The sequence below is a fragment of the Pseudomonas shahriarae genome (assembly GCF_014268455.2).
GTDB classification, from domain to species: domain Bacteria; phylum Pseudomonadota; class Gammaproteobacteria; order Pseudomonadales; family Pseudomonadaceae; genus Aquipseudomonas; species Aquipseudomonas shahriarae.
This window is the reverse complement of record NZ_CP077085.1, coordinates 4,857,316-4,881,403: the sequence shown is the minus strand read 5'-3', so window position 1 is coordinate 4,881,403 and position 24,088 is coordinate 4,857,316. Positions and strand designations below refer to the sequence as shown.

23 protein-coding genes are annotated in these 24,088 nt (G+C 61.8%); 9 read left to right on the top strand and 14 right to left on the bottom strand.

Annotation, left to right across the window (positions count from 1 at the left end; genetic code table 11):
- Nucleotides 1-120: 120 nt before the first annotated feature.
- Both HU773_RS21775 and HU773_RS21770 read left to right on the top strand, forming a co-directional pair.
- Entirely contained in the window at nucleotides 121-462 is a 342-nt protein-coding gene (locus HU773_RS21775; protein WP_057958661.1) for an antibiotic biosynthesis monooxygenase family protein, read from the top strand.
- An 8-nt stretch (nucleotides 463-470) separates the two neighbouring features.
- Nucleotides 471-752 (top strand): hypothetical protein, encoded by a 282-nt coding sequence (locus HU773_RS21770; RefSeq protein WP_057439394.1) that lies wholly within the window; start codon nucleotides 471-473, stop codon nucleotides 750-752.
- A gap of 162 nt (nucleotides 753-914) precedes the next feature.
- Here HU773_RS21770 and HU773_RS21765 read toward each other — a convergent pair whose 3' ends face one another.
- The 5 genes from HU773_RS21765 to HU773_RS21745 form a co-directional block, all read right to left on the bottom strand.
- Nucleotides 915-1,547 carry a flavin reductase family protein gene (locus tag HU773_RS21765; protein ID WP_120734035.1) on the bottom strand — a complete coding sequence of 211 codons (633 nt, stop codon included), beginning with the start codon at nucleotides 1,545-1,547 and terminating at the stop codon, nucleotides 915-917.
- Between the two features lie 298 nt (nucleotides 1,548-1,845).
- A complete protein-coding gene (locus HU773_RS21760) occupies nucleotides 1,846-3,165 on the bottom strand; it encodes an MFS transporter (protein WP_186625484.1) in 1,320 nt (439 codons plus the stop codon).
- 274 nt (nucleotides 3,166-3,439) lie between these two features.
- Nucleotides 3,440-4,774, bottom strand: a complete 1,335-nt coding sequence (locus tag HU773_RS21755) for a sigma-54-dependent transcriptional regulator (RefSeq protein ID WP_057958663.1) — start codon at nucleotides 4,772-4,774, stop codon at nucleotides 3,440-3,442.
- Nucleotides 4,768-6,534, bottom strand: a complete 1,767-nt coding sequence (locus HU773_RS21750; RefSeq protein ID WP_057958664.1) for a sensor histidine kinase — start codon at nucleotides 6,532-6,534, stop codon at nucleotides 4,768-4,770. Before HU773_RS21750 ends, HU773_RS21755 begins: the two co-directional genes overlap by 7 nt.
- A gap of 221 nt (nucleotides 6,535-6,755) precedes the next feature.
- A complete protein-coding gene (locus HU773_RS21745; RefSeq protein ID WP_057960547.1) occupies nucleotides 6,756-8,279 on the bottom strand; it encodes a fumarate hydratase in 1,524 nt (507 codons plus the stop codon).
- A gap of 248 nt (nucleotides 8,280-8,527) precedes the next feature.
- Between HU773_RS21745 and HU773_RS21740 the strand changes: the two genes are divergently transcribed.
- Together HU773_RS21740 and HU773_RS21735 are read left to right on the top strand one after the other, a co-directional pair.
- Nucleotides 8,528-9,460: an iron-sulfur-binding ferredoxin reductase gene (locus HU773_RS21740; protein ID WP_120734030.1), complete on the top strand. Its 933-nt coding sequence runs from the start codon at nucleotides 8,528-8,530 to the stop codon at nucleotides 9,458-9,460.
- Between the two features lie 28 nt (nucleotides 9,461-9,488).
- Nucleotides 9,489-10,238: an enoyl-CoA hydratase gene (locus HU773_RS21735; protein WP_057960545.1), complete on the top strand. Its 750-nt coding sequence runs from the start codon at nucleotides 9,489-9,491 to the stop codon at nucleotides 10,236-10,238.
- A gap of 179 nt (nucleotides 10,239-10,417) precedes the next feature.
- Here HU773_RS21735 and pyk read toward each other — a convergent pair whose 3' ends face one another.
- On the bottom strand, nucleotides 10,418-11,869 hold the full coding sequence (pyk, locus tag HU773_RS21730; protein WP_029295454.1) for a pyruvate kinase: 1,452 nt from the start codon (nucleotides 11,867-11,869) through the stop codon (nucleotides 10,418-10,420).
- A 175-nt stretch (nucleotides 11,870-12,044) separates the two neighbouring features.
- Between pyk and HU773_RS21725 the strand changes: the two genes are divergently transcribed.
- Together HU773_RS21725 and HU773_RS21720 are read left to right on the top strand one after the other, a co-directional pair.
- Nucleotides 12,045-12,419, top strand: a complete 375-nt coding sequence (locus HU773_RS21725; protein WP_057440129.1) for a tol-pal system YbgF family protein — start codon at nucleotides 12,045-12,047, stop codon at nucleotides 12,417-12,419.
- Nucleotides 12,420-12,652: 233 nt separating this feature from the next.
- Nucleotides 12,653-13,012, top strand: a complete 360-nt coding sequence (locus tag HU773_RS21720; protein WP_057960549.1) for a PilZ domain-containing protein — start codon at nucleotides 12,653-12,655, stop codon at nucleotides 13,010-13,012.
- Nucleotides 13,013-13,025: 13 nt separating this feature from the next.
- On the opposite strand, the gene HU773_RS21715 is transcribed toward HU773_RS21720, so the two are convergent.
- The 6 genes from HU773_RS21715 to HU773_RS21690 are packed head-to-tail and all read right to left on the bottom strand — an operon-like array spanning nucleotide 13,026 to nucleotide 19,690.
- Nucleotides 13,026-14,357 (bottom strand): DUF58 domain-containing protein, encoded by a 1,332-nt coding sequence (locus HU773_RS21715; RefSeq protein ID WP_186625482.1) that lies wholly within the window; start codon nucleotides 14,355-14,357, stop codon nucleotides 13,026-13,028.
- Between the two features lie 7 nt (nucleotides 14,358-14,364).
- A complete protein-coding gene (locus tag HU773_RS21710; protein WP_115128840.1) occupies nucleotides 14,365-15,357 on the bottom strand; it encodes an AAA family ATPase in 993 nt (330 codons plus the stop codon).
- Nucleotides 15,354-16,511, bottom strand: coding sequence for a DUF4350 domain-containing protein (locus tag HU773_RS21705; RefSeq protein ID WP_186625480.1), 1,158 nt, complete (start codon nucleotides 16,509-16,511; stop codon nucleotides 15,354-15,356). Before HU773_RS21705 ends, HU773_RS21710 begins: the two co-directional genes overlap by 4 nt.
- Nucleotides 16,508-18,034 carry a DUF4129 domain-containing protein gene (locus HU773_RS21700; RefSeq protein ID WP_186625478.1) on the bottom strand — a complete coding sequence of 509 codons (1,527 nt, stop codon included), beginning with the start codon at nucleotides 18,032-18,034 and terminating at the stop codon, nucleotides 16,508-16,510. Before HU773_RS21700 ends, HU773_RS21705 begins: the two co-directional genes overlap by 4 nt.
- On the bottom strand, nucleotides 18,021-19,001 hold the full coding sequence (locus HU773_RS21695; protein ID WP_057960548.1) for a stage II sporulation protein M: 981 nt from the start codon (nucleotides 18,999-19,001) through the stop codon (nucleotides 18,021-18,023). The genes HU773_RS21700 and HU773_RS21695 overlap by 14 nt, the downstream gene beginning before the upstream one ends.
- A complete protein-coding gene (locus HU773_RS21690; protein ID WP_057960540.1) occupies nucleotides 18,998-19,690 on the bottom strand; it encodes an RDD family protein in 693 nt (230 codons plus the stop codon). Before HU773_RS21690 ends, HU773_RS21695 begins: the two co-directional genes overlap by 4 nt.
- Before the next feature lie 210 nt (nucleotides 19,691-19,900).
- Between HU773_RS21690 and sbcB the strand changes: the two genes are divergently transcribed.
- A complete protein-coding gene (gene sbcB, locus HU773_RS21685; protein WP_120734022.1) occupies nucleotides 19,901-21,328 on the top strand; it encodes an exodeoxyribonuclease I in 1,428 nt (475 codons plus the stop codon).
- Between the two features lie 89 nt (nucleotides 21,329-21,417).
- Here the strand turns inward: sbcB and mvaT are convergent, their stop codons facing one another.
- A complete protein-coding gene (mvaT, locus tag HU773_RS21680; protein ID WP_057440135.1) occupies nucleotides 21,418-21,792 on the bottom strand; it encodes a histone-like nucleoid-structuring protein MvaT in 375 nt (124 codons plus the stop codon).
- Nucleotides 21,793-22,141: 349 nt separating this feature from the next.
- Here mvaT and purU point away from each other — a divergent pair, with 349 nt between their 5' ends.
- Both purU and HU773_RS21670 read left to right on the top strand, forming a co-directional pair.
- A complete protein-coding gene (gene purU / locus HU773_RS21675; RefSeq protein ID WP_029295472.1) occupies nucleotides 22,142-22,990 on the top strand; it encodes a formyltetrahydrofolate deformylase in 849 nt (282 codons plus the stop codon).
- Between the two features lie 86 nt (nucleotides 22,991-23,076).
- Entirely contained in the window at nucleotides 23,077-23,274 is a 198-nt protein-coding gene (locus HU773_RS21670; RefSeq protein ID WP_057960537.1) for a hypothetical protein, read from the top strand.
- A gap of 24 nt (nucleotides 23,275-23,298) precedes the next feature.
- Here HU773_RS21670 and HU773_RS27885 read toward each other — a convergent pair whose 3' ends face one another.
- Nucleotides 23,299-24,063, bottom strand: coding sequence for a methyl-accepting chemotaxis protein (locus tag HU773_RS27885; protein ID WP_370694606.1), 765 nt, complete (start codon nucleotides 24,061-24,063; stop codon nucleotides 23,299-23,301).
- Nucleotides 24,064-24,088: the final 25 nt, after the last annotated feature.

Here is a 24,088-nt window from a genome sequence, read left to right as displayed (position 1 = left end):
GTGCAATAAGCCGGCAGGAATCGACTAACCGCGCAGGGGCCTGCGCCCGTATCTTTGATTGTGTGGCAACACGCCCTCACAGTGCTTGCCGAGCATCACTTCTCAACGGGAGAGTCGAACATGTCCACCCCCATTCCCGCGAGCCATCTGGCCTTCATCCGCGCCCGCAGCGGGTGCAGCACCGAACTGGGTGCACGCTTGAGCAGTTTGATCGAACCGGGCCGTCAGGCTCAGGGTTGCCTGCAATTCTCGTTGCAGCATTCCCAGGTTGACCCCGATGTCTGGTTGGTTTCAGGTTTCTGGAGCAGCGAACAGGCCATGAGTGCCTACTTCAGCTCGCCGGCGCTGGTGCTGTTTACCGAGTTGTTGAACGACAGGGTCGTGCGCAGCATGGACTTCCAGACCTTCACTGACGCCTGCGCCGACAAGGCTTATGGCGAGTACCTGCAACTGGCCGGTTAGGGTTTAGAATGGCCGACTTTCCATTGGCCAGGACCTGCAACATGGCACGTAAAGAATTTGCCCACCACGAAGCTGTTTCCGCCCTAGTGCGCGAAGACCAGGGTGGCTATAGCGCCGCCATTGCCGTCAAGGCACTGGACGGCATGAGCGCACCGCGCTTTCACAAGATCCTCGATGGCCAACTGTTCAAGACTGCCGACGACGCCGACGATGCGGCGGCCCAGCAACTGGAGCGCTTGAGCGATATCGACGAAGAGGGCCAACTGGCCTGGGCAACCGCAACAAACTAAAGAACACCACCGACCCAACGGTGGGCGCGGGGTTTGTGTGGGAGCGGGCTTGCTCGCGAAAGCGGTGGATCAGTTCCAAATTGGCTGGCTGACACGACGCTTTCGCGAGCAAGCCCGCTCCCACACAAGCCGCTCCCACATTTTTAATTGCATTCGATCCAATCAGGGTTTGGTAGCCCCTGGGCGGTACATCTTGAACAGCGCTTCCGGCCCCAGCTGGAAATAATCCGCCGGGCCGCCGCCCCGCAGAATCGGCTCGGCCGCCGCAGTGTCGTACACCCCATCCTTGAGCAACCATTTGGCGATATGCACCGCGACCACTTCGCCAAGCACCAGCCAGCTGGGCACCAGTTCCTTGTCGGCCCGCTGTAGCTGAATGATCTGCGTGACCTTGCACTCGAACGACACCGGGCTTTCGCCGACCCGCGGCACAGCGATCACTTTGGAGGCCACTGGCGTCAGCCCGGCCAATTCAAACTCGTTGACCTCTGGTGACACGGCGGCGCAGCTCTGGTTCATCTGCTCGGCCAGCGGGCGCGTGGCCAGGTTCCAGACAAATTCGCCGGTCTGTTCGATGTTATTCAGGCTGTCTTTACGCCCGACGCTGGAAAAACCAATGATCGGCGGGATGTAGTTGAAGGCATTGAAAAAACTGTAGGGCGCCAGGTTCAGGCGGCCTTCGCGGTCCTGGGACGAAATCCAGCCAATCGGGCGTGGGCCGACGATGGCGTTGAACGGGTCATGGGGCAGGCCGTGGCCGTTGGCGGGTTCGTAGAAATGGATATCGTCAGGCATGGACGGGGGTTCCTGCGGCGGGGAAAAGCGCAATAGTGCAGGCCCAAGGGCAGGATTTCCACCGGATTGGCGGTGCCGCCTGGAGTTTTCATCCAGCAACCACCTGTTTTTCACCGCCCTGCGGCCAGTCTGCACGCCCGGTCGATGATCCTGCTCGTCTGGTTGCTGGTGATGATCGCCGGTGCCTGGTAGGTACAGCGCAGGGACAGCCGTCAGCCGCTGGCAGAGCTGTCCTGACGGGATGAAAAAAGGGCCATGTCATTGGATGACATGGCCCTTTTCTACACCTGGCGAACGCTTAGTCCGTGGTGATCCGCGAATGCTTGCGGGTGTCTTTCATGGTGATGTAGACCAGCAGCGACACGGCAATACACGCGGTGACGTACCAGTAGTAGCCGGTTTCCATGCCGATGCTCTTGAACCACAGGGCGATGTATTCAGCGGTACCGCCGAAGATCGACACGGTCAGTGCGTAAGGCAGGCCGACACCCAGTGCACGGATTTCGGTAGGGAACAGCTCGGCCTTCACCACGGCGTTGATCGAGGTGTAGCCGCTGACGATGATCAGCGCCGCCATGATCAGGAAGAACGCGCCCCACCAGGTCTGGACGGTGTGCAGGGTGGTGAGGATCGGCACGGTGAACAGGGTGCCGAGGATGCCGAAGGCGATCAGGATCGGCCGGCGACCGACCTTGTCCGACAGGCCGCCGACAATCGGTTGCAGGCACATGAACAGGAACAGCGTGGCCGCAGAAATGGTGGTGGAGTCGGAAATGCTCATGCCGACAGTGTTCACCAGGTACTTCTGCATGTAGGTGGTGTAGGTGTAGAAGGCCAGGGTGCCGCCCATGGTCAGGCCGACCACGGTCATCAGTTCCTTGGGGTGGCGCATCAAGGTGCGCATTGCGCTTTCCTTGGCTTTTTCCTTCTTGGTGAACGACTCGGTTTCTTCCATGCCGCGTCGCAGGTACAGGGCTACGACTGCGCACAGTGCGCCGATGGCAAACGGGATACGCCAGCCCCAGGAATACAGCTCTTCGGTGGTGAGGATCTGTTGCAGCACGATCAGCACCGCCAGCGCGATGAGCTGGCCGGAGATCAGGGTCACGTACTGGAAGCTGGAGAAGAAACCGCGACGTTCCTTGGTCGCCATTTCACTCAGGTAGGTGGCCGAGGTGCCGTATTCGCCACCGACCGACAGGCCTTGCAGCAAGCGGGCGAACACCAGCAGGATCGGCGCGCCGACACCGATGGTTTCATAACCGGGGCTCAGGGCGATGATCAGCGAGCCGAAGCACATCAGCAGCACCGACGCCATCAATGCGGCTTTACGGCCTGCGCGGTCGGCGTAGAGGCCCATCAGCCAGCCGCCAATCGGGCGCATCAAAAAGCCCACGGCGAAGATCGCGGCGGTGTTGAGCAGTTGGGCGGTGGTGTCGCCTTTAGGGAAGAAGGCCTTGGCGAAGTACAGCGAGAAAGCAGCGTAGACGTACCAGTCGTACCACTCGACCATATTGCCGACCGATCCGCTGAAGATCGACTTGATGCGGCTGGAGGTGGTGCGTGCTTGCGCCGGCGCAGCCGCCGACCCCAGAGGCAGGGTATTGGAGTTATCCATTGAAGGATCCTTCATGTCATTGTTTTTGTGGAGCGCGCGTCAGCGCAGCCTGGTTGGACCTATAGCAGGAGCTGTGCCAAGCAGGTGAGGGCCCGATCTAGAAGGGTTGGGGGATTTTTTTGAGCGGAAAGTCGCTGATGATTTTTTGTTGATGAGCGGAAATCCGCTTATGGCGGCTGTCCTCATCGCAGGCAAGCCAGCTCCCACATTCTGATTTGCGAATACATTCAAGTGTGGGAGCTGGCTTGCCTGCGATGAGGCCCTCAGGGGGCCCTCAATCCATCGACAAAAACATTTCCCGGGTCAGCCCATGGCGCTGCATCTTTTCATTGAAGGTCCGCCGTGGCAGTTGCAGTTCGGCCAGAACCGCCTTGATATCGCCCTTATGCCGAGTCAGCGCGGCTTTCAGGCAATGGGCCTCGAATGCCTCCTGCTGCGCCGCCAGGGATTGCCCGGCCTCGATACCCTCCGGCTCCGGCTCGCCCAGGCCCAGCACCTGGCGTTCGGCGACGTTGGCCAGTTCGCGCACGTTGCCCGGCCAGTCATGGCTCAGTAACTGCCCCAGTTGCGGCCCGTTGAGGGGCACGGTCTCGCGGCCCAGGCGTTCGGCGGCTATCTGGGTAAAGTGGTCGAACAGCAGTGGGATATCTTCGCGGCGTTCGCGTAACGGTGGCAGGCGCAGTTGTGCCACCGTCAGGCGGTAGGCCAGGTCTTCACGAAAACGCCCGGCGCGGGCTTCGTCCAACAGGTCGGGCTTGGTGGCCGCAATGATGCGCAGGTCGACCTTGATGCTCTGGTTGGAACCCAGACGCTCCAGTTTCTGTTCCTGCAACACCCGCAGCAGCTTCACCTGCTGGGCCAGGGGCATGCTTTCGATTTCGTCGAGAAACAACGTGCCGCCGTTGGCGTACTCCAGCTTGCCGATGCGCTTGCCCTGGGCGCCGGTGAAGGCGCCGCTTTCATGGCCGAACAGTTCGGCTTCAAACAGTTGCTCGGGAATCGCCGCACAGTTGAGCGCGACAAATGGCTTCTTTGCCCGGGGCCCGAAGTCATGCAGGCAACGGGCGACGAGTTCCTTGCCGCTGCCGGTCTCGCCGCGGATCAGCACATTGACCGGCAAACCGGCCAAGTCCAGCACCTGGCGCCGCAGGTTCTGCAGGCTGCGCGACACCCCCAACAGGGTCGACTCCAACTGGGCGCGATGATCGGCCTGTTGGTGCAGGCGGCGGTTTTCCAGGATCAGTCCGCGTTTGTCCAGGGCCCGGCGCAGGCTGGCGAGCAGGGCGTCGGGGCTGAAGGGTTTCTCGAGGAAGTCGTAGGCGCCGTCGCGCATGGCTTCGACGGCCATCGGCACGTCGCCATGGCCGGTCAGCAGGATCACTGGCAAATCGGTATCGCGCCGTTGCACCTCGGCCAGCAGCTCCAGGCCGCTGAGGCCCGGCATGCGCACGTCGCTGAGAATCACCCCGGGGAAATCCCTGGGCAGCTTGGCCAGGCAGTCCTCGGCACGGCTGAACAACTGCACCTCGAACCCGGAGAGGCTCAGCCACTGTTCCACGGCCGTGCGGATGCTGGCCTCGTCATCGACCACGATCACCGCGTTCAGCATAGGTCTGGCGCCTCCAGCGCGATGGGCAGGATCAGGGTGAAGACGGCGCCGTCTCCCTGGTTGGCAGCAATCAGGCGCCCCCCCAGTTCATGCACGATAGCGTACGACACCGCCAGCCCAAGTCCGAGCCCGTCCCCCACCGGCTTGGTGGTAAAAAACGGGTCGAACACATTGTTCAGGTGTTCCTCGGCAATCCCACCGCCGCTGTCGCTGACGCTCAGGTGCCACAGTTGTTGATCGGCATGCAGGCGGATTTCCAGGCGCTTGCGTGGCTTGTTGGCCATGGCGTCCAGGGCATTGCGCAGCAGGTTGATCAGTACTTGTTCCAGGCGAATGGCATCGCCGCGCACCCAGGCCGGACGGGTCAGGTCGAGCACGGTGCCGATGGCTTCGTCCCGCAGGCGTGCGTCGAGCAACTGCAGGGACTGGTCGACCACGGTCGCCAGGTCCAGGCGTTCGCGCAGGCCACTGGGGCTTTTGCGGGCGAAGGTCTTGAGGTGGCCGGTGAGGGCGGCCATGCGGGTGAGCATGTCGTCCAACGGCGTCAGGGCCTGGTAGGCGTCGTCGATACGCCCGTGGTCGAGCAGCAGGCGCAAGGTGGCCAGTTGCATGCGCTGGGCAGTCAGTGGCTGGTTGATTTCATGGGCCAGGGCCGCGGACATCTGTCCCAGCGCCGCCAGCTTGGCCGATTGCACCAGGCCATCCTGGGCGGTGCGCAAGGCCCGGGTGCGTTCCTCCACCAGGCTCTCAAGCTCTGCGCGGCTGCGCTGGCGCAAGCGGGCGAGGCGCCAGCGCTGGCTGAGGAACAGCACCAGGAACACCAGGGTCAACCACAGGCCAGCGGCGGCGAGGCCGGCGTTACGTTGGTCTTCAAAGGCGACCTGGGGTTTGCGCAGCAGGTGCAGGGTCCAGCCTTCGGCTTTGAGAGGCAGGGATTCCCAGATGTAGTTGGCATTGCCTTCGGGCCCGGCGACGCGCATCAAGTGACTGTTTTCGTCAAAGCGCTGCAAGGTCTGGGTGTCCAGGGGCTGCAGTTGTTTTTTATCGTATTGGCGCGTGGCCTTGAGCTCGGCCAGATCGTTGGCCGACAGCGGGCGCAGGTTGCGGTAACGCCATCCGGGTTTATTGGCGATAAACACAATGCCCCGGGCATCGCTGACCAATAGCAGGTCGTCGCCCTGGGCCCATTCGCGCTCCAGTTCCGGGAACTCCAGTTTCACCACCATGGCGCCGAGAAACTGCTCCTGCTCATCCAGCACTGCGCTGGACAGGAAATACCCCGGAATCCCGGTGGTCACCCCCACCGCATAAAAGCGCCCGGTGCCCTGGCTGCGGGTCTGGCTGAAATACGGGCGAAACGCATAGTTGTGGCCGACATAGCTACTGGGCAACCGCCAGTTGCTGGCCGCCACGGCCAGGCCGGTGCGGTCCATCAGCTCCAGGGTCGACGACTGCGCGGCACCGTTGATGCGTTCCAGTTTGTGGTTGAGCACGTCCTGGGTCGCCGGATCCAGCGGGCCTTGCAAGGCGCGGATCATTTCCGAATCCAGGGCCAGTACGGCGGGCAGGGCGCGGTAACGTTCAATCAGGGTGTGCAGGGAGTTGGCGTACAGCGCCAGTTGCTGATTGGCACGGCCGGCATCGTCCACCAGGGACTGGCGTTCGGCCTGGCGCATGGCAAGAGCGGCGGCCAAAACGGCACCGGCGATAATCAGCAGGGAGTAGAAGGTCAGACGCAATGGGCGAGGGATCGCGATCATACGAGAATGAACAGCTGCAGTAGGGGGCGAGCACCATACCATGCAGCAGGACGAGCGCAGTACTTGTGGGAGCGGGCTTGCCCGCGATTGCATCGACGCGTTCTGCAGCCAGACCGCAGTGCCTGCATCGCGGGCAAGCCCGCTCCCACAAAATCGTCGGTCATAAAAAAGGCGACTGCGGCATGGAGCCACAGTCGCCTTCTATCCCTGCGGGGAAGTGCTTACTGCACCTCTACCGCCAGGCTCTCACTGATCTTTTTCTGCCAGATGGCAGGGCCAGTGATGTGTACCGACTCGCCCTTGCTGTCGACGGCAACAGTGACCGGCATGTCCTTGACGTCGAACTCGTAGATCGCTTCCATGCCCAGTTCGGCGAAAGCGACCACGCGCGACTTCTTGATGGCTTGCGCCACCAGGTAAGCAGCGCCGCCGACGGCCATCAGGTACACGGCCTTGTGGTCCTTGATCGCTTCGATGGCGGTCGGGCCGCGCTCGGATTTGCCGATCATGCCCAGCAGGCCGGTTTGTTCGAGGATCTGGCGGGTGAACTTGTCCATCCGCGTGGCGGTGGTCGGGCCAGCCGGGCCAACCACTTCTTCGCGCACCGGATCTACCGGGCCGACGTAGTAGATAAAGCGACCCTTGAGGTCCACCGGCAGGGTTTCACCCTTGTTCAGCATCTCGACCATGCGCTTGTGCGCCGCGTCGCGACCGGTGAGCATCTTGCCGTTGAGCAGGACGGTTTCGCCCGGCTTCCAGCTTTGCACGTCTTCCGGGGTCAGGGTGTCGAGGTTGACGCGACGGGCCGACGGGCCGGCTTCCCAGACGATTTCCGGGTACGCGTCCAGCGGTGGCGCTTCCAGCGAGGCCGGGCCGGAGCCGTCGAGCACGAAGTGCGCGTGACGGGTGGCGGCGCAGTTGGGGATCATGCACACCGGCAACGAGGCGGCGTGGGTCGGGTAGTCCATGATCTTCACGTCGAGCACGGTGGTCAGGCCACCCAGGCCCTGGGCGCCGATCCCCAGTTGGTTGACCTTCTCGAACAGCTCCAGGCGCATCTCTTCGATACGGTTGGACGGGCCGCGCTTTTTCAGCTCGTGGATGTCGATGGATTCCATCAACACCTCCTTGGCCATCACTGCGGCTTTCTCGGCGGTGCCGCCGATGCCGATGCCGAGCATGCCCGGTGGGCACCAGCCGGCGCCCATGGTCGGAACGGTCTTGAGCACCCAGTCGACAATCGAGTCGGACGGGTTGAGCATGGCCATTTTCGACTTGTTCTCGGAACCACCGCCTTTGGCGGCCACGTCCACTTCCACGGTGTTACCCGGGACGATGGAGTAGTGGATCACGGCCGGGGTGTTGTCCTTGGTGTTTTTGCGCGCACCGGCCGGGTCGGCGAGGATCGAGGCGCGCAGGACGTTTTCCGGCAGGTTGTAGGCGCGACGCACGCCTTCGTTGATCATGTCGTCCAGGCCCATGGTGGCGCCATCCCAACGCACATCCATGCCCACGCGTACGAACACGGTGACGATCCCGGTGTCCTGGCAGATCGGGCGGTGGCCGGTGGCACACATGCGCGAGTTGATCAGGATCTGCGCCATGGAGTCACGGGCTGCCGGCGATTCTTCGCGCAGGTAGGCCTCGTGCATCGCCTGGATGAAGTCAACGGGGTGGTAGTAGGAAATGAATTGCAGGGCGTCGGCAACGCTCTGAATCAGGTCGTCTTGCTTGATCACGGTCATGAGTCGCGCTCCTCTATAAGGGAACATTCAATAAAGGTGGCTTCAGATGGGTGCATCGGTCGCTGAAGCCACCTTTTCCAAGGCACGCCGGGTAGTGCTGGCGCGACGCTAAAAAGGCGCGGCAGTATAACCCGGCGCGATGGCCGATACACCCGACGATGGTCAAACGCTGCCGACCACCCTCCTGGAGGAGCCGACGCCTGCAAAAAGCAGTTACAGTGATCGCACATTTTGATGCGAGGCCTTTCATGCCTGAACTGCACGTCGGCGAACGCCGCTGGTCGGTCTCCACCGGCAGCAATCTGCTGGATGCCTTGAACCAGGCCGGTGTGGCTGTGCCCTACAGTTGTCGCGCGGGCAGTTGCCATGCGTGTTTGGTGCGCTGCCAGGGCGAGGTTGACGACAAGCAGCCCGATGCCCTGAACCCGGCACAACGCCAGGACGGTTGGCGTCTGGCCTGCCAGTGCCAGGTCGTGGGCGATGTACAGGTCGAGACCTTTGACCCCTTGCGCGACGGCGCGGCGGCAACGGTGCTGAGCGCCGACTGGCTGAACCCGACAGTGTTGCGCCTGCGCCTGCAAGCGGAACGTGGGTTGCGCTACCGGGCCGGCCAGCACCTGGTGTTGTGGGCGGGCACGGTGGCGCGGCCGTATTCCCTGGCCAGCCTGCCCGAGGAAGATCCGTTCCTGGAGTTCCACCTCGATTGCCGCCTGCCCGGCGAATTCAGCGACCTTGCGCGGCAGTTACAGGCCGGCGATCCATTGCGCCTGGGCGAGTTGCGCGGCGGCGCGTTGCACTACGATCCGGACTGGCAATCCCGGCCGCTGTGGCTGCTGGCATCCGGCACCGGAATGGGCCCGTTGTGGGGCGTGTTGCGTGAGGCGTTGCGCCAGGATCACCAGGGCGCCATTCGCGTGATTCACCTGGCCCATGATGCTGATAGCCATTATCTGGCCGAGCCCCTGAGGCAACTGGCCGCGAGCCATCCCAGCCTCAGTGTGGAGCTGTGGACGGCGGCGCAGTTGACCGAGGCTTTGGCGCAACTGCGGCTTGTTTCCCGGCAAACCCTGGCCTTACTCTGCGGGCACCCCAGCAGTGTCGAGGCCTTTTCCAAGCGCCTGTTCCTGGCTGGCTTGCCGCGCAATCAACTGCTGGCCGATGTGTTCCTGCCCCGTGGTTGAGCGCTGATGTCTATCTGCGAGACTCACCATGACCGACGCCATCCTGCTGCACCGTGACCGTGGGCTGCTGATCCTGCAGCTCAATCGCCCCGACAAGAAAAATGCCCTGACCCGCGCGATGTACAGCCAATTGGCGGCGGCGCTGGAGCAGGCCGATGCCGACACGACGGTCAATGCCGTGCTGATCCAGGGCAGCAGCGACTGCTTTACCGCCGGCAACGACATCGGCGACTTCCTTGAGCAGCCGCCCACAGACCTGGACAGCCCACCCTTTCATTTCATGCAAAGCCTGCTCAACTGCCGTAAACCGGTGATTGCCGGCGTGGCCGGGGCGGCGGTGGGCATTGGCACCACGCTGCTGCTGCATTGCGACCTGGTGTATGTCAGTCGCGATGCCCGGTTGCGCATGCCATTCGTCAACCTGGGGCTGTGTCCTGAGTTTGGCTCCAGCCTGATCCTGCCGCGCTTGCTGGGGCACGCGAAAGCTGCTGAGTTGCTGCTGCTGGGCGAAGGGTTCAGTGGGGAGCAGGCTGCGCAGTGGGGGATCGCCACCGAAGCGTTGGGCAGCGGCGAAGCGGCCCTGGCCAAGGCGCGGGAAGTCGGCGGGCGCTTTGAGACCCTGGCGCCGGGGGCGGTGCAGGTGACCAAGCAATTGATGAAGAGCGTTGACCGCGAGCAATTGCGCCAGGTAATCGAGGAGGAGGGTGCATTGTTTACCCAGCGCTTGAGGTCGCCGGAGGCGATTGCGGCGTTGTCGGGGTTTATTGCCCGGCGCTGAAATCCAAGTGGTTGGACTGGCGTTATCGCGGGCAAGCCCGCTCCCACACTTGAAATGCGCTCCAATGTGGGAGCGGGCTTGCCCGCGATAACGCCAGTCCAGTCACCACATTACCGTGACTTGAAATGCAAAAGGCCCTGTCACTCACGTGCCAGGGCCTTTGCTTTTCAGCGGGTCACTCAGACCATTGGATCGCCAACGTGCAGGATCTTCATGCCGTTGGTGCCACCGATGGTGTGGTAGCTGTCGCCCTTGGTCAGGATCACCCAATCGCCTTTCTCGACTACGCCACGCTTGAGCAGTTCGTCGATGGCAGCCTGGCTGACTTGCTCAGGCGGCAGCGACGCCGGGTCGAACGGTACGGTGTAGACGCCACGGAACATGGCCGCACGGGCCTGGGTTTCGCGGTGCGGGGAGAACGCGTAGATCGGGATCGAGGAACGGATACGCGACATGATCAACGGCGTGTAGCCACTTTCGGTCAGGGCGATGATCGCCTTTACACCCGGGAAGTGGTTGGCGGTGTACATGGCGGCCAGGGCGATGCTCTGGTCGCAGCTTTCGAACACTTTGCCGATGCGGTGGCTGGAGGTTTTGCTGGTCGGGTGCTTTTCAGCGCCGACGCAGATACGCGCCATGGCCTGGACCGCTTCCAGCGGGTACGGGCCGGCAGCACTTTCCGCCGAGAGCATCACGGCGTCGGTGTAGTCGAGCACGGCGTTGGCCACGTCGGACACTTCGGCACGGGTCGGCATCGGGTTCTGGATCATCGACTCCATCATCTGGGTCGCGACGATCACCGCTTTATTGTGGCGGCGGGCGTGCAGGATGATTTTCTTCTGGATGCCGATCAGTTCTGCGTCACCGATTTCTACACCGAGGTCGCCACGGGCAACCATCACTGCATCGGACGCCTTGATCAGGCCGTCGAGGGTTTCGTCGTCGGCCACGGCTTCGGCGCGCTCGATCTTCGCCACCAGCCAGGCGGTACCGCCGGCTTCGTCGCGCAGTTGGCGGGCGTATTCCATGTCGGCAGCGTCACGCGGGAAGGATACGGCGAGGTAGTCCACTTCCATTTCGGCGGCGAGCTTGATGTCAGCCTTGTCTTTTTCGGTCAGGGCCGGTGCAGTCAGGCCACCACCGCGACGGTTGATGCCTTTGTGGTCGGACAGCGGACCGCCGATGATCACGGTGCAGTTGAGCTCGGTGACGGTGGCGGTGTCGACACGCATGACCACGCGGCCATCGTCCAGCAGCAGTTCGTCGCCGACGCCGCAGTCTTTGACCAGGTCCGGGTAGTCGATACCCACGACCTGCTGGTTGCCTTCGGTCAGCGGATGGCTGGTGGAGAAGGTGAATTTGTCACCAATCTTCAGCTCGATGCGCTTGTTGGCGAATTTGGCGATACGGATCTTCGGCCCTTGCAGGTCACCCAGCAGCGCGACGAAGCGGCCATGCTTGGCGGCGAGGTCACGTACCAGCTTGGCGCGAGCCTTGTGCTCGTCCGGGGTGCCGTGGGAGAAGTTCAGACGGGCAACGTCCAGGCCAGCCAGAATCAGCTGTTCGAGGACTTCCGGCGAGTTACTGGCCGGGCCAAGGGTGGCGACGATTTTGGTACGACGGACGGACATGCACGGACTCCTGAGTTCTAGCGCTGGGGAAGGCTACTATGCTCTTTGGCTGTAGTCATTGTTCGTTTGCACTACTTATTGTCGATTCGCTTGTTTTCACGCGATGACGCCAGACGAACAACCTTGAAGATTTTCGCCCAAGGGTCGATACACTGCTCAAGACAGGAGAACACCCATGCGAGTTTTGATCATTGCAGCCCTGGCCGTCAGTGTTGTCGGCTGTACCCGTTGGTCGATGGACCATCATTTGAACAATGCCTACCGGGCCTACAATGTAGGCGACTGCGAACGGGTTACCCTGGAATTGTCCCAGGTCGACCGTCAAAGCCGGTCCCGTCGCTACGTGCAGCCGGAGGTCTCGATGCTGCGTGGGCAGTGCCTGGAACGGCAGAAGTTGTTCGTGGATGCCGTGCAGACCTATCAGTTCATCATCAGCCAATATCCGTCGAGCGAATACGCATTCCGTGCCCGCGCACGCCTGGATACCCTGCAACAACTGGGGCATTACCCCGGTGCAAGCACTGCCCGCGCACGGCCAGCCGCCTTGTGATGACATTTGTAATTTGACAGCTGGCCTCTTGCCGGAGTTGGGCTATTCTTCGAATGTCTGTTTGTACAACTTTCAATCCAAATAGATGTAGCCCCTGATTCGATGGCGTTTAAGCGACAGGGCAAAGGCTGCTGTTGTAGCGAAATCCGGGGGAGAGCGGGGTGCTGCTGGCAGCGCTCCGGTCCGAATCACAGGAACGGCCAGAATCATGGCCATTGGACGGCGATCTCATCATGTTTACCGACCGAAGGATTGAGCGACACCAGTTGCCCTGTTTTTTACAGGTGTTCAACCGCCACACGGATAAACCCATCGGTTACTTGGGTAACATCTCCAGCGAGGGGCTGATGTTGGTCAGCCGATTACCCATGATGGTCAACGCGGATTTTGAGCTGCGCTTGAAGATCCCCGGACCTGAGGGGGATGTGCATGCCATTGACTTCACTGCCACCTGCCTGTGGAGTCGTGAGGATATCAACCCCCAGCATTACGATTCGGGGTTCACCCTGCTGCAGGCCCCCGACGAGTACGGGCAATTGATTGCCGCGCTGTTGCAGTACTTCAGCTTTGATCCCTTGCAGGCTTCGGCCTAGCGTCATGCGCCACTCATAGCACGCCGGCCTTTTTCCAGCCCAGGTAACGGGTTACCAGGTCTGCGCCGAGGTCCGAGGGTCGGGCGTCCAATACCGCCAGGCCCTGCGCCTTCATGCGGTCATGCAATTCTTCCCGGGCATTGAGGTAGTCGACGCTGCCACAGTAGGCCAGCGCTTCCGGCAAGGTTTGCACAGGCGCCTGGCGCACTTGATCCAGCACTTCTTCGCGCAGGCTCGCGACCAATACCCGGTGCTGGCGGCTGATGCGCTTGACGGCGGTCAGCAGATCCTCATCGTCCTCATCACGCAGGTTGGTCACGATAATCACCAAGGCCCGGCGTTTCTGGCGGGCCAGCAGTTGGTTGGCCGCAGCCTGGTAGTCGGCCGCGCGCCGGGTGGTGTCCAGGTCGTATACCGCGTTGAGCAACTGGTTCAACTGGCCGCTGCCCTTGACGGGTGCCAGGTAGCGCGGCTGGTCGCAGGCGAAGGTACACAAGCCCACGGCATCGCCCTGGCGCAGGGCCACATAGCTGAGCAGCAGGCACGCGTTGAGAGCGTGGTCGAAATGCGCCAGCTCGTTGTCCTGGCTGCGCATCCGCCGGCCGCAGTCGAGCATGAACACAATCTGCTGGTCGCGCTCATCCTGATATTCCCGGGCAATCGGCGTGCGTTGCCGGGCCGTGGCCTTCCAGTCGATCTGGCGCAGGCTGTCACCCTCGCGAAATTCCCGCAACTGGTGAAACTCCAGGCCCAGGCCGCGACGCTGGCGCTGGCGTACACCCAGTTGGCTGAGCCAGTTGTCTACCGCCAGTAATTGCGCGCCGTACAGGCGGGCAAAATCCGGATAGACTCGGGTGGCATCCTTGACCGGCACCTGGCGCTTGGCAGTCCACAGCCCCAGGAGGCTGGGGAGGTGCACCTCACAGCGCTCAAAACTGAAATGCCCACGGCTCAAGGGGCGCAGGCGGTAGCCCAGTTCGCTCTGTTCCCCGGGGCGCAGGGTGATGGACTGGGGCAGGTTTTGCACGCTCAAACCATCCGGTACGTGATCAAACACCTCCAGGACCAACGGCTGTGGATAATCATGTTCCAGGGTGATCCGCACCTCGCTCCAACGCCCCAGCGCCAGGCTGCCCGGCATCTGCCGGCGCAGGCGTGGCGAGGGGCGGCGTTTCAGCCGGCCAGCATCGAGCAAGGCCAGCAAGAGCAGCGCCAGGAGCAGGCCCCAGGCGATGGAATGCAGAGCGGCCGGCACGTTGAGTTGCAGGGCCACGGCCGTCCCGAGGGCGATGTTCAGGCCCAGCAACACGGCAAGCCAGGCCAGCAACAGGCGAGTCGGTCTCATGGGCATGTCACTGGCGTGGCGCCGGCACTTGGTCGAGCAACTGGGTCAGCACCTGATCCACCTCCAGGCCTTCGATATCCAGCTCCGGGGCGATGCGTACCCGATGGCGCAACACTGCCAGCGCACAGCTCTTGATGTCGTCCGGCGTGACGAACTCGCCACCTCGCAGCAGGGCGCGAGCACGGGCACCCCGCACCAGGGCGATGGACGCACGCGGGCCCGCGCCCAGGGCCAGACCGGGCCAGGTGCGGGTGGTACGAGCCAGGCGCACGGCGTAGTCGAGTACCTGTTCATCCAGGGCCAGCTCACTGGCGACCTGCTGCAACAGCAACACGTCAGCGGCTTGCAGCACGGTGCGCAGTGGTTGCACGTCTAGCATGTCGGCGCGCGATGAACGGGTCACTTCACGCACCATATCCACCTCTTGCTGCGCCTCGGGGTAGTCCATGCGCACCTTGAGCATGAACCTGTCGAGTTCGGCCTCCGGTAGTGGATAAGTGCCTTCCTGTTCGATGGGGTTCTGGGTGGCCAGCACCATAAAGGGCTGGCCGATAGGCAGGGCTTCGCCTTCGAGGGTGACCTGGCGTTCCTGCATGGCTTCGAGCAGGGCGGCCTGGGTTTTTGCCGGGGCCCGGTTGATCTCGTCCGCCAGCAGCAAGTGGGTGAACAACGGCCCCTTGCGCAGTTTGAACTGCTCGGTGTGCAGGTCGTACACGGCATGCCCGGTTACATCACTGGGCATCAGGTCCGGGGTGAACTGGATACGCGCGAAGTCGCCGTCAAAGCAGCGGGCCAGGGCCCGTACCAGCAGGGTCTTGCCCAGGCCGGGAACCCCTTCGAGCAACACGTGGCCGCCGGCGATCAATGCGGTCAGCACATCATCAATCACCCCATCCTGGCCAATCACGGCCTTGCGCAACTCGGTGCGCAGCGCCTGGGCCAACTGGGTGGCCCGACCGGTGTCGAGGGTGTTGGGTGAATCCACTGGAGAGTCGCTCATAGGGCATTCCTGAGGGTTTGCAGGCAGGCCACCTGGCGGCTGAAGTCGGCGCTGGAAAGCCGCTTTGCCGGGAGTGGGCCCAGGGCCTGGCTGATAATGGATGGCGGTTGGCGAGTCAGGCGTTCAAGGGCTTGCCATTGCCCGGCAGTGTCCAACTGTTCGAAGCCGGGGTGGCGGCGGCGGGCGGTGCGCAGGATGTCCCGCTGCAGGGCGTGCAACAGGCTGTTTTGCCCACTGCGGCGCAGCAGGAAATCGGCACTGGCATTCAAGTGTTCCAGCAGTTGCCGGCGTGCCTTGGGCGCGGGTGCCTGGATGGGCCCCTGGCGTACGCCGGCGCGCCACAACCCCAGCACAATCAAGGCGGCGAGTGCCAAAAGGGCCTGGGGGAAGTAACGCAGCAACAGGCTGAACAGGTTCTCGACATCCGTGTTGGACAGTAGGGTGACATTGCTGCCCTGGGTCAGGTACCAGAGCAGCCAGGCATTATCGTGCAGGCCTATATCCGGGGTTTTCCACAGTTCGCTGTCGGTGATCACTGTCACACGGCCCTGCCCGAGATCGAGTTGCATCAGGTGGCTGGACTTGGCGCTGTTGGCCGAAAACTGGGCCAGGTGCCTGGGGTCGATCAAGGTGAAGTCGGTGTCGAAACTGAAGAAGGCCGGTGCGGTTTCATTATCGACATACAGTCGTGTCAGGTCCGGCTTCTTGCCCTTGCGAGGTGGGACTGGCTGGTCGAAGTCATCGCTGAAGGCCTGGCGCAACTGCAGGCGATCGAGCAGCAGGTCGCCGCTGTCCTGGGTTTCTTCATCCCATATAGCTTCGGCCACCAGCAGCAGGTGGCCGCCGGCCTGGGTCCACTCCAGCAACTGGTCAACCTGGCGCGGGGTCATGTTGCTGCGTTCGCTGAGCAACAACAGGCTGCCGCCCTTGGTGGGCAGGGTAGCCAGGCGTTCCAGGCTGTTGGCGTGCTCAACGGCTATGCCTTGCTGGCGTAGGAAATGCTCCGCCGCCAGGTAGGGATTAGCCTGGGCTTCGGGTGATGGCCCGCGCTCGACCACTTCCCCGTAAGGGATCGCCTTGTGCCAGGCGTAGAAGCCCCCCGCCGTCAGCAGGCAGGCCAGGATCAGCGCGAGCCAGATCAGTGGCCGGTTCATCCCGTGGCCTCGCTGTCGAACAGCGCGCGCCAGTGGGCGCACAGTTGTTGTTGGGCCAGGGCAGGCGGTACGCGATGGCCATAGGCGAGGTTTTGCCAGTGGCGGGTCAGGTCGTCGCTGAATGCCAGCAATTGCGGCTGTTGCAAGTGACGCACACGCTCCAGGACCTGGCCTTCGGTATCGGCGTTTTTCAGGGGCAGGTTGAAGTCATGCAACAGGCGGCTAAGCAGGCCGCGATAGAGCAGGCCAAGCGCTTCACGGGGCTGGGTGGCCCACAGTTGCTCGGCGGTACCGGCGATGTCATCGGGTAATGTTTCCACGCCCATGTCCAGGCCGAACAGTTGTGACGGCACGGGCTGGTCAACGGTGCGGGGGGCGCGGCGATGGCTGACAAAGGCGTGCAGCCAATCACGATAGCGCCAGGCCACCAAGGCAATACCGGCGATCAGCAGGCTCCACAACAGCACCTCCATGACCAGGGCCAGGGACTTGAAGGTGTCGCTGTTGAGGTTGTCGAGCAAGGATTTAAGCCAGGCAGGCAACCGGGCATCCCCTGTGGGCTTGGTCTTGTCGATGGTCTGGTCTTCACCGAAACGGTAGCGGGTCACGGATTCCGGATTCTTGAACGGGGGCTCTTCCAGCAGGCGCTTGATCGCCTGGCTGGCGGCTGGCGTACTCAAGGGTTGTGCAGCCACGGGTTGATCGGCCAGGGCCTGGGGTGTTGGCGGGACCAGCAGCAGGCCGACAGCCAGCAGCAGGGCGGCCACCGTTGATCCCAGGCGCTGGCGCAGACGGCGGAACACCAACTCCAGGTCCCAGGCTTCGAGCACGGTACGCCGGTTCAGGTAGAGGCTGAACCCGCAGGCCACATAGATCGGCTCCCAGAGCACCAGGACCAGGGCGTACAAGGCATTGGTCAGGTGTTCCAGCCAGAGCCAGTCCTGGCTGCTGGCCAGCGCCAGTTGTTGCCAGTCCCAGTCGAGCTCTACCTGTTGTGGCAGGAACAGGTAGAACAGCGCCATCAAGCCAATCCACAGTGCTGTTTCCAGGTGAATACCGATCAGCGTCAGCCAGCGCGCTGCACCGGCATTGCGCTGTTGCAGCACCCCCAGCCGTTGTTGGCGGGCCAGGCCGCCGAGGCCTTCGAGTTGCACCACGGGCATGACGAAGCTGCGACTGAGGCTCAAGCGTCTCCAGGTCAGGCTGGCCAGCAGTTGACCTTTGAGCAGGCGGGGCCATTGGCGCAGCGCCTGCTTGAGGGTAGGCGTTTCGCCAAACAGTGCTGTGGACAGGATATACAGCGGCAGGCGCTCAAAGGCCGGTTTCAACCACCAGAACACCAGTACAGCAACAGATGGGTAGTCCCACAGCGCAAGGCTGATCAGGATAAAGATCGGCAGGCTGACCAAGGCCCAACTGCTCATCAAGAGCACGCGGTGCTTGCGGGCCAGCAATACCCCCAGGTCCATGGCTTCCCACGTAGTGCGGGGGCGGATTACCACGCTGGCGTCACTCAGGCGCATGACGACCCCTGCCGGCAAACAGCAGATAGGCGAGCACCATCGCCCAGAGCGCGGCGCCCACCAGGTACTTGCCCCAAGGTTCCACGGCGGTGGTGGAGGACCAATAGGCCTCTATAAAGGCCGCGATCAGCAGGAATAAAATCACGCCGCAGATCATTTTCACGCTTTTGCGGGCTGCCAGGCGCAGTGCTTCACCCCGGGGCAATGCTCCCGGCGCGATCAAGGCCCAGCCCAGTTGCAGGCCGGCCGCGCCGGCCAGGGCGATGGCCGTCAGTTCAAAGGCGCCGTGACCGATGACAAAGGACCAGAAGGTCTGCCCATAGCCGATTTCGGTCAGGTGACCGGCGATGGCGCCGATCATCAGGCCATTGAAAAACAGGAAAAACACGCTGCCCAGGCCAAACAGCAGGCCGCCGGCAAAGGTCTGGAACGCGATGCCGATGTTATGCATGACGTAGTAGCCGAACATCATCCAGTCTTCGCTCGACGCCCGTGCGGCTGCGCGGCCCAGGCGACTGGCATCGGGGTCGTACATCTCCTGCATCTCGGACACTTGCGGGGCACTGACGATGGTGTAGATCAGTTCGGGGAACAGGTAGACCAGCAGCGCAATGCCGATCAGGCTGCCAAAGAACAGCAGGCTGGCGACCAGCACGAAGCGCCATTGCTCGCGAACCGTGCGGGGGAAATCCGCCAGCAGGAAGCCCAGCACCTTGGCCCCGAGCTGGCTGCGATGGCGATACAACTGTTGATGGCCGCGCAAGGCCAACTGTTGCAGCGGGTCTATCAGGTAGCTGCTATAGCCCCGCTCCTGCGCCAGTGCCAGATGTTGGCACAGGCGTCGGTAATCTTGAGGGAAACGCGTCAGGTCCTCGGCCTTTGCCTTGCCTTGTTCAAGCAGGGCCAACTGGCTGGCAAATGCCTGCCAGTGCGGCTGGTGACGGGTTTCGAACAGGCTTTGCTTCATGTCGGCCCCAACAGGCCGCGGGCCACGCCATTGAGCTGTTCCACGGCGCGCGCGGGGGAGACCTGCAGGGGCGTGGCCAGAATCGCCGCCAGCTCGTGGGTCCGTTCGGCGGACAGCTCACCCTGGCGCTCGGCAAAACCCAGGATCGCACGTTGCTCGTCCAGCTCGAGGGCAAAGGGCAGGCGCAATGCCGGGGCCTGGGGCAGGAGGGGGCGGGCCAGGGGCTGTTCGCGATAGATCACCAGGGTACCGGCCGCAATGTCGCCCAGGCGTTTGAAGTGGGGATGTTGCAGGCAACTGATGGCCCCGAGGAAATAGCCGAACGGCAACATATCGACAAACCGCAGCAGGTTGCGGATCAGGGATGCGGACCAGCCAATGGGCGTGCCGTCATCCTGTACCACGCGCAGGCCCATGATCTGTTTGCCCGGTGAACTGCCCTGGTTGAGCACTTCGAACAGCACCATGTACCACCAACTGACGAGGAACAGCAGGATCGAGCCCAGGCCGATGCCCAGGTTGCCGAGAAACGCCAGGGCGATGAACAGGACACCGAGGATCAGGCCGCGCAGGCCCAGGTCGAAGCCGAATGCCAGTGCCCGGGGCATCAGCCCGGCGGGGCGCAAGGGCAGGTCGATGCCTTCCGGGGTCTCGATCTGATAGCGGGTGTCCAATGGTGCGGTGGGCATTGCATTCCCTGGCAGTGCGGTGTGGCTGGGCATGGGCAACCTCGTCGGGCAGCCGGCAATTCGAGAGGCCGATGCTAGCAGTGTCGCGGACGGAAGTAACACCTGAAAATGCGCCAAGGTTTCACTGAATGTTTATCCAGTGCACACGGCGCTGGCCCCGGGCGGCGTCCAGCGCCTAGACTTTGTCGGTCTTCAGCACAGGAATAGCCCGTGACCTCGATCTTCTGGTACGACTATGAAACCACCGGCATCAACCCGCGCAGCGACCGTGCGCTGCAGGTTGCCGGGATTCGCACCGACCATGACCTCAATGAGGTCGGGCCGCCGGTCAATCTCTATTGCCAGCCCAGCGACGATATCCTGCCGCACCCGGCCGCGTGCATGATCACGGGCATTACCCCCGGCCAACTGGCGGAAAAGGGTCTGGCCGAAGCCGACTTCATGACGCGGGTGCATGCCGAGCTGGCCGCCCCCGGCACCTGTGGTGCGGGTTACAACACCCTGCGTTTCGATGACGAAATGACCCGCTACAGTTTGTATCGCAATTTTTTCGACCCTTACGCACGGGAATGGCAGAGCGGGAACAGCCGCTGGGACTTGATCGACGTGATGCGCACGGCCTATGCCCTGCGTCCCGACGGCATTGTCTGGCCCGAGCAGGACGGACGCGTGACCCTCAAGCTGGAGCGCCTGACGGCGGCCAATGGAATTGACCATGGCCAGGCTCACGAGGCTTTGGCTGACGTGCGGGCCACCATCGCCCTGGCGCGGTTGGTCCGGGAAAAACAACCCAAGTTGTACGATTGGTTGTTTCAACTGCGCAGCAAGCAGCGGGTCATGGATCAAATCCGCCTGTTGCAGCCCATGGTGCATATTTCCGGGCGCTTTTCCGCTGAGCGCCATTACCTGGGGGTGGTCCTGCCCCTGGCGTGGCATCCGCGCAATCGCAACGCGTTGATTGTCTGCGACCTGGGGCTCGACCCACAGGCGCTGCTGGACCTGGATGCCGAAACCCTGCGCCAGCGCTTGTATACCCGGCGCGATCAATTGGCCGAGGGTGAGTTGCCGGTCCCGCTCAAACTTGTTCACATCAATCGTTGTCCGGTCGTCGCGCCGCTGAATGTGTTGCGGGCGCAAGACCAGCAGCGATTGAACCTGGACATGCGTGAATATCAGGCCCGGGCACTGCGGCTAACTGACGCACAGGAACTTTGGCGGGATAAATTGCCGGCGATTTATGCCGAGGACGATTTCGCCGCAAGCGCCGACCCGGAGCAACAGCTCTACGATGGTTTTATTGGTGATCGGGATCGACGTTTATGTGAGCAAGTCCGCACTGCTGAACCCGAGCAACTAGCACGCCAGCAGTGGCCTTTTGATGATCATCGTTTGCCGGAATTATTATTTCGCTATCGTGCCCGCAACTTTGCGCACACCTTGGACAGTGAAGAGCAACAACGCTGGAAACTCTTCTGTCAGCAACGCTTGTCAGATGCGGATTACGGCGCGCCAAATACCCTTGAGAGTTTCAATAAGGCCAGGCTTGAATTGGACGCTAGTGCTACATCGTTTCAGCGTCAGGTGCTGGATGAGTGGCAGGAATATGCTGACGCTTTAAGCCAGCGCCTGGACCTGTAATCGGCGTTCGATAAAAAGTAGGCAATAAAAAACGCCAGCGAACTGGCGTTTTTTATTGTGTCGCGAATCAGGTGACGATCTGGCGAACCTTAGTCCAGCAGGGTAGCCCAGCCTTCAACCACGTCACCGCCCCACTTGGCTTTCCACTCTTTCAGAGTCTTGTGGTTGCCACCTTTGGTTTCAATCACTTCGCCGTTGTGCGGGTTTTTGTATTGCTTGACCTTACGCGCGCGCTTGGTACCGGTAACTTTCACGGCGGCGCGTGGTGCTTTAACTTTCGATTCCGGATCCAGCAGCGCGATGATGTCACGCAGGGATTTGGAGTATTCACCCATCAGGGTGCGCAATTTGCCTTCGAATTCCAGCTCGGTTTGCAGTTTGTCGTCTTGGGACAGATTCTTCAAACGTTCTTGCAGCTCTTTGATAGCGGATTCGGTGGCACGGTATTCGTTGATCAGGGACATGAGGACTACCTTATACGGGACGCTGAGGGACAGGGATAGTGGCCTAATAATAGTCAGACAGTTTGCCCAAGTAAACATTTAAGCTCGGTTTTATGTGATTTACTTTGGTTGTTTGTAGCGAAAGGCTCGGAGTGCATTATTTAGTGCGTCCAGCCGGCTAAAGATAATCTCATTAGATCTCGGCTAATTGCGGTAACAGATGCTTGTACTGACATAGTGCCCAGGTAAAAACCATACGCTGTTTAGGGCCGCCGCAAGGAATCGCGCGAATAAGCGCTGAGGAGTACTGCAGTTTTTCTACGGTGTCGCTAGAATGGCGGCCTTTGCGAAGTTCTGGAGTTTGCCCCTAATGCGCACTTTTCGTCTGGTGATTGCTTGCCCGGATCGGGTTGGTATCGTCGCTAAAGTCAGTAACTTTCTGGCCTCCCACAATGGCTGGATCACCGAAGCGAGTCATCACTCGGACAATCTCAGTGGTTGGTTTTTCATGCGCCACGAAATTCGCGCGGACACCCTGCCGTTTGGCCTTGAAGCGTTTCGCGAGGCGTTTGCGCCCATCGCCGAAGAGTTTTCGATGACCTGGCGTATTACCGACACCGAGCAGAAAAAACGCGTGGTGCTGATGGCCAGCCGCGAATCCCACTGTCTGGCGGACTTGCTGCACCGCTGGCACAGCGATGAGCTGGATTGTGAGATCGCCTGTGTGATTTCCAACCACGACGACCTGCGCAGCATGGTGGAGTGGCATGGCATTCCGTACTACCACGTCCCGGTCGACTCGCAGAACAAACAGCCGGCCTTCACCGAAGTCTCGCGTCTGGTCGAGCAGCATCAAGCGGACGTTGTAGTCCTGGCGCGCTATATGCAAATCCTGCCGCCGGAACTGTGCCGCGAATACGCAGGCAAGGTAATCAACATTCACCACAGCTTCCTGCCGTCCTTTGTCGGGGCCAAGCCGTATCACCAGGCGTCGCTGCGTGGCGTGAAGCTGATTGGTGCAACCTGCCACTACGTCACCGAAGAGCTGGACGCAGGTCCCATCATCGAGCAGGACGTGGTCCGCGTCAGCCACAGCGACAGCATTGAAGACATGGTGCGTTTCGGCCGCGACGTCGAGAAGATGGTCCTGGCCCGTGGCCTGCGCTATCACCTGGAAGACCGCGTGCTGGTGCACGGCAACAAGACCGTGGTGTTCTGATCGACTGTTTTGGGTTGAAGCAAAAAGGGCCTGGGCGTTAAATCACCCAGGCCCTTTTTATTAGTGTCAGTTGCGAGGATCGAACCATGAATGATCCCCTGGATAAAGCCACGTCCAAGGCGCCCGCCACCTTGGGGGAGGGCTGTTTGAGCCGCTATGACCCGGATGCCCTGGATGCCGAGGACGGCACGGATTTCCCCGATGCCGCCCGGTTGTGGGAGCAGTTGCAGGAAGAGTCAGGGCCGCACGACAAGCCCGGCCCTGACAAAAACAACGCTGGCTGAATGTAGGCGCTGCTGTGTTGAGGTCTAGATGCGGAAGCTCCCCACCAATTGTTTCAAGCGCGCCGCTTGCTGCTCCAGATCGGAGCAGGCGCGCAAGGTGGACTGCAGGTTTTCCACACCCTCCTGATTGAGCGTGTTGATCTCGGTGATGTCGATATTGATCGACTCCACCACCGAGGTCTGCTCTTCCGTCGCGGTAGCCACTGATTGGTTCATGCCGTCGATTTCACCGATGCGCTGGGTCACGCTGCTCAGGCGCTCGCCTGCCAGGTTGGCGATTTCCACGCTTTCGAGGCTGTGGCGCTGGCTTTCGCTCATGGTGCTGACCGAATCCCGGGCGCCGACCTGCAGCTCCTCGATCATCTTTTGCACCTGTTGCGCCGATTCCTGCGTGCGGTGGGCCAGGTTGCGCACCTCGTCGGCCACCACCGCAAACCCGCGTCCGGCTTCCCCGGCTCGCGCAGCTTCAATGGCTGCGTTGAGTGCCAGGAGGTTGGTTTGCTGGGAAATACTGGTGATCACTTCGAGGATCTGGCCGATATTCACGGTCTTGCTGTTAAGTGCCTCGATATTGCTGCTGGAGGCACTGATCATCTCGGACAGTTGCGTCATGGCCTTGATATTGCGCTCCACCACTTGCTGGCCATCTTCGGCCAGATGGCGTGCGTCGCTGGCCTGGTTCGAGGCCTGGGCGGCGTTGCGGGCAATTTCCTGGGCAGCGGCACCCAACTGGTTGATCGCTGCCGCGACACTGTTGGTGCGGTTGGCCTGTTCGTCGGAGTTGACCATCGACGAGTTGGAGGCGCTTACCACG

What these genes read in the sequence shown, in the direction of transcription:
- HU773_RS21775 (WP_057958661.1), top strand. Translation starts at nt 121, where the DNA reads ATGTCCACCCCCATTCCCGCGAGCCATCTGGCCTTCATCCGCGCCCGC.
- HU773_RS21770 (WP_057439394.1), top strand. Translation starts at nt 471, where the DNA reads ATGGCCGACTTTCCATTGGCCAGGACCTGCAACATGGCACGTAAAGAA.
- HU773_RS21765 (WP_120734035.1), bottom strand. Translation starts at nt 1,547, where the DNA reads ATGCCTGACGATATCCATTTCTACGAACCCGCCAACGGCCACGGCCTG.
- HU773_RS21760 (WP_186625484.1), bottom strand. Translation starts at nt 3,165, where the DNA reads ATGGATAACTCCAATACCCTGCCTCTGGGGTCGGCGGCTGCGCCGGCG.
- HU773_RS21755 (WP_057958663.1), bottom strand. Translation starts at nt 4,774, where the DNA reads ATGCTGAACGCGGTGATCGTGGTCGATGACGAGGCCAGCATCCGCACG.
- HU773_RS21750 (WP_057958664.1), bottom strand. Translation starts at nt 6,534, where the DNA reads ATGATCGCGATCCCTCGCCCATTGCGTCTGACCTTCTACTCCCTGCTG.
- HU773_RS21745 (WP_057960547.1), bottom strand. Translation starts at nt 8,279, where the DNA reads ATGACCGTGATCAAGCAAGACGACCTGATTCAGAGCGTTGCCGACGCC.
- HU773_RS21740 (WP_120734030.1), top strand. Translation starts at nt 8,528, where the DNA reads ATGCCTGAACTGCACGTCGGCGAACGCCGCTGGTCGGTCTCCACCGGC.
- HU773_RS21735 (WP_057960545.1), top strand. Translation starts at nt 9,489, where the DNA reads ATGACCGACGCCATCCTGCTGCACCGTGACCGTGGGCTGCTGATCCTG.
- pyk (WP_029295454.1), bottom strand. Translation starts at nt 11,869, where the DNA reads ATGTCCGTCCGTCGTACCAAAATCGTCGCCACCCTTGGCCCGGCCAGT.
- HU773_RS21725 (WP_057440129.1), top strand. Translation starts at nt 12,045, where the DNA reads ATGCGAGTTTTGATCATTGCAGCCCTGGCCGTCAGTGTTGTCGGCTGT.
- HU773_RS21720 (WP_057960549.1), top strand. Translation starts at nt 12,653, where the DNA reads ATGTTTACCGACCGAAGGATTGAGCGACACCAGTTGCCCTGTTTTTTA.
- HU773_RS21715 (WP_186625482.1), bottom strand. Translation starts at nt 14,357, where the DNA reads ATGAGACCGACTCGCCTGTTGCTGGCCTGGCTTGCCGTGTTGCTGGGC.
- HU773_RS21710 (WP_115128840.1), bottom strand. Translation starts at nt 15,357, where the DNA reads ATGAGCGACTCTCCAGTGGATTCACCCAACACCCTCGACACCGGTCGG.
- HU773_RS21705 (WP_186625480.1), bottom strand. Translation starts at nt 16,511, where the DNA reads ATGAACCGGCCACTGATCTGGCTCGCGCTGATCCTGGCCTGCCTGCTG.
- HU773_RS21700 (WP_186625478.1), bottom strand. Translation starts at nt 18,034, where the DNA reads ATGCGCCTGAGTGACGCCAGCGTGGTAATCCGCCCCCGCACTACGTGG.
- HU773_RS21695 (WP_057960548.1), bottom strand. Translation starts at nt 19,001, where the DNA reads ATGAAGCAAAGCCTGTTCGAAACCCGTCACCAGCCGCACTGGCAGGCA.
- HU773_RS21690 (WP_057960540.1), bottom strand. Translation starts at nt 19,690, where the DNA reads ATGCCCACCGCACCATTGGACACCCGCTATCAGATCGAGACCCCGGAA.
- mvaT (WP_057440135.1), bottom strand. Translation starts at nt 21,792, where the DNA reads ATGTCCCTGATCAACGAATACCGTGCCACCGAATCCGCTATCAAAGAG.
- purU (WP_029295472.1), top strand. Translation starts at nt 22,142, where the DNA reads ATGCGCACTTTTCGTCTGGTGATTGCTTGCCCGGATCGGGTTGGTATC.
- HU773_RS21670 (WP_057960537.1), top strand. Translation starts at nt 23,077, where the DNA reads ATGAATGATCCCCTGGATAAAGCCACGTCCAAGGCGCCCGCCACCTTG.
- HU773_RS27885 (WP_370694606.1), bottom strand. Translation starts at nt 24,063, where the DNA reads ATGGTCAACTCCGACGAACAGGCCAACCGCACCAACAGTGTCGCGGCA.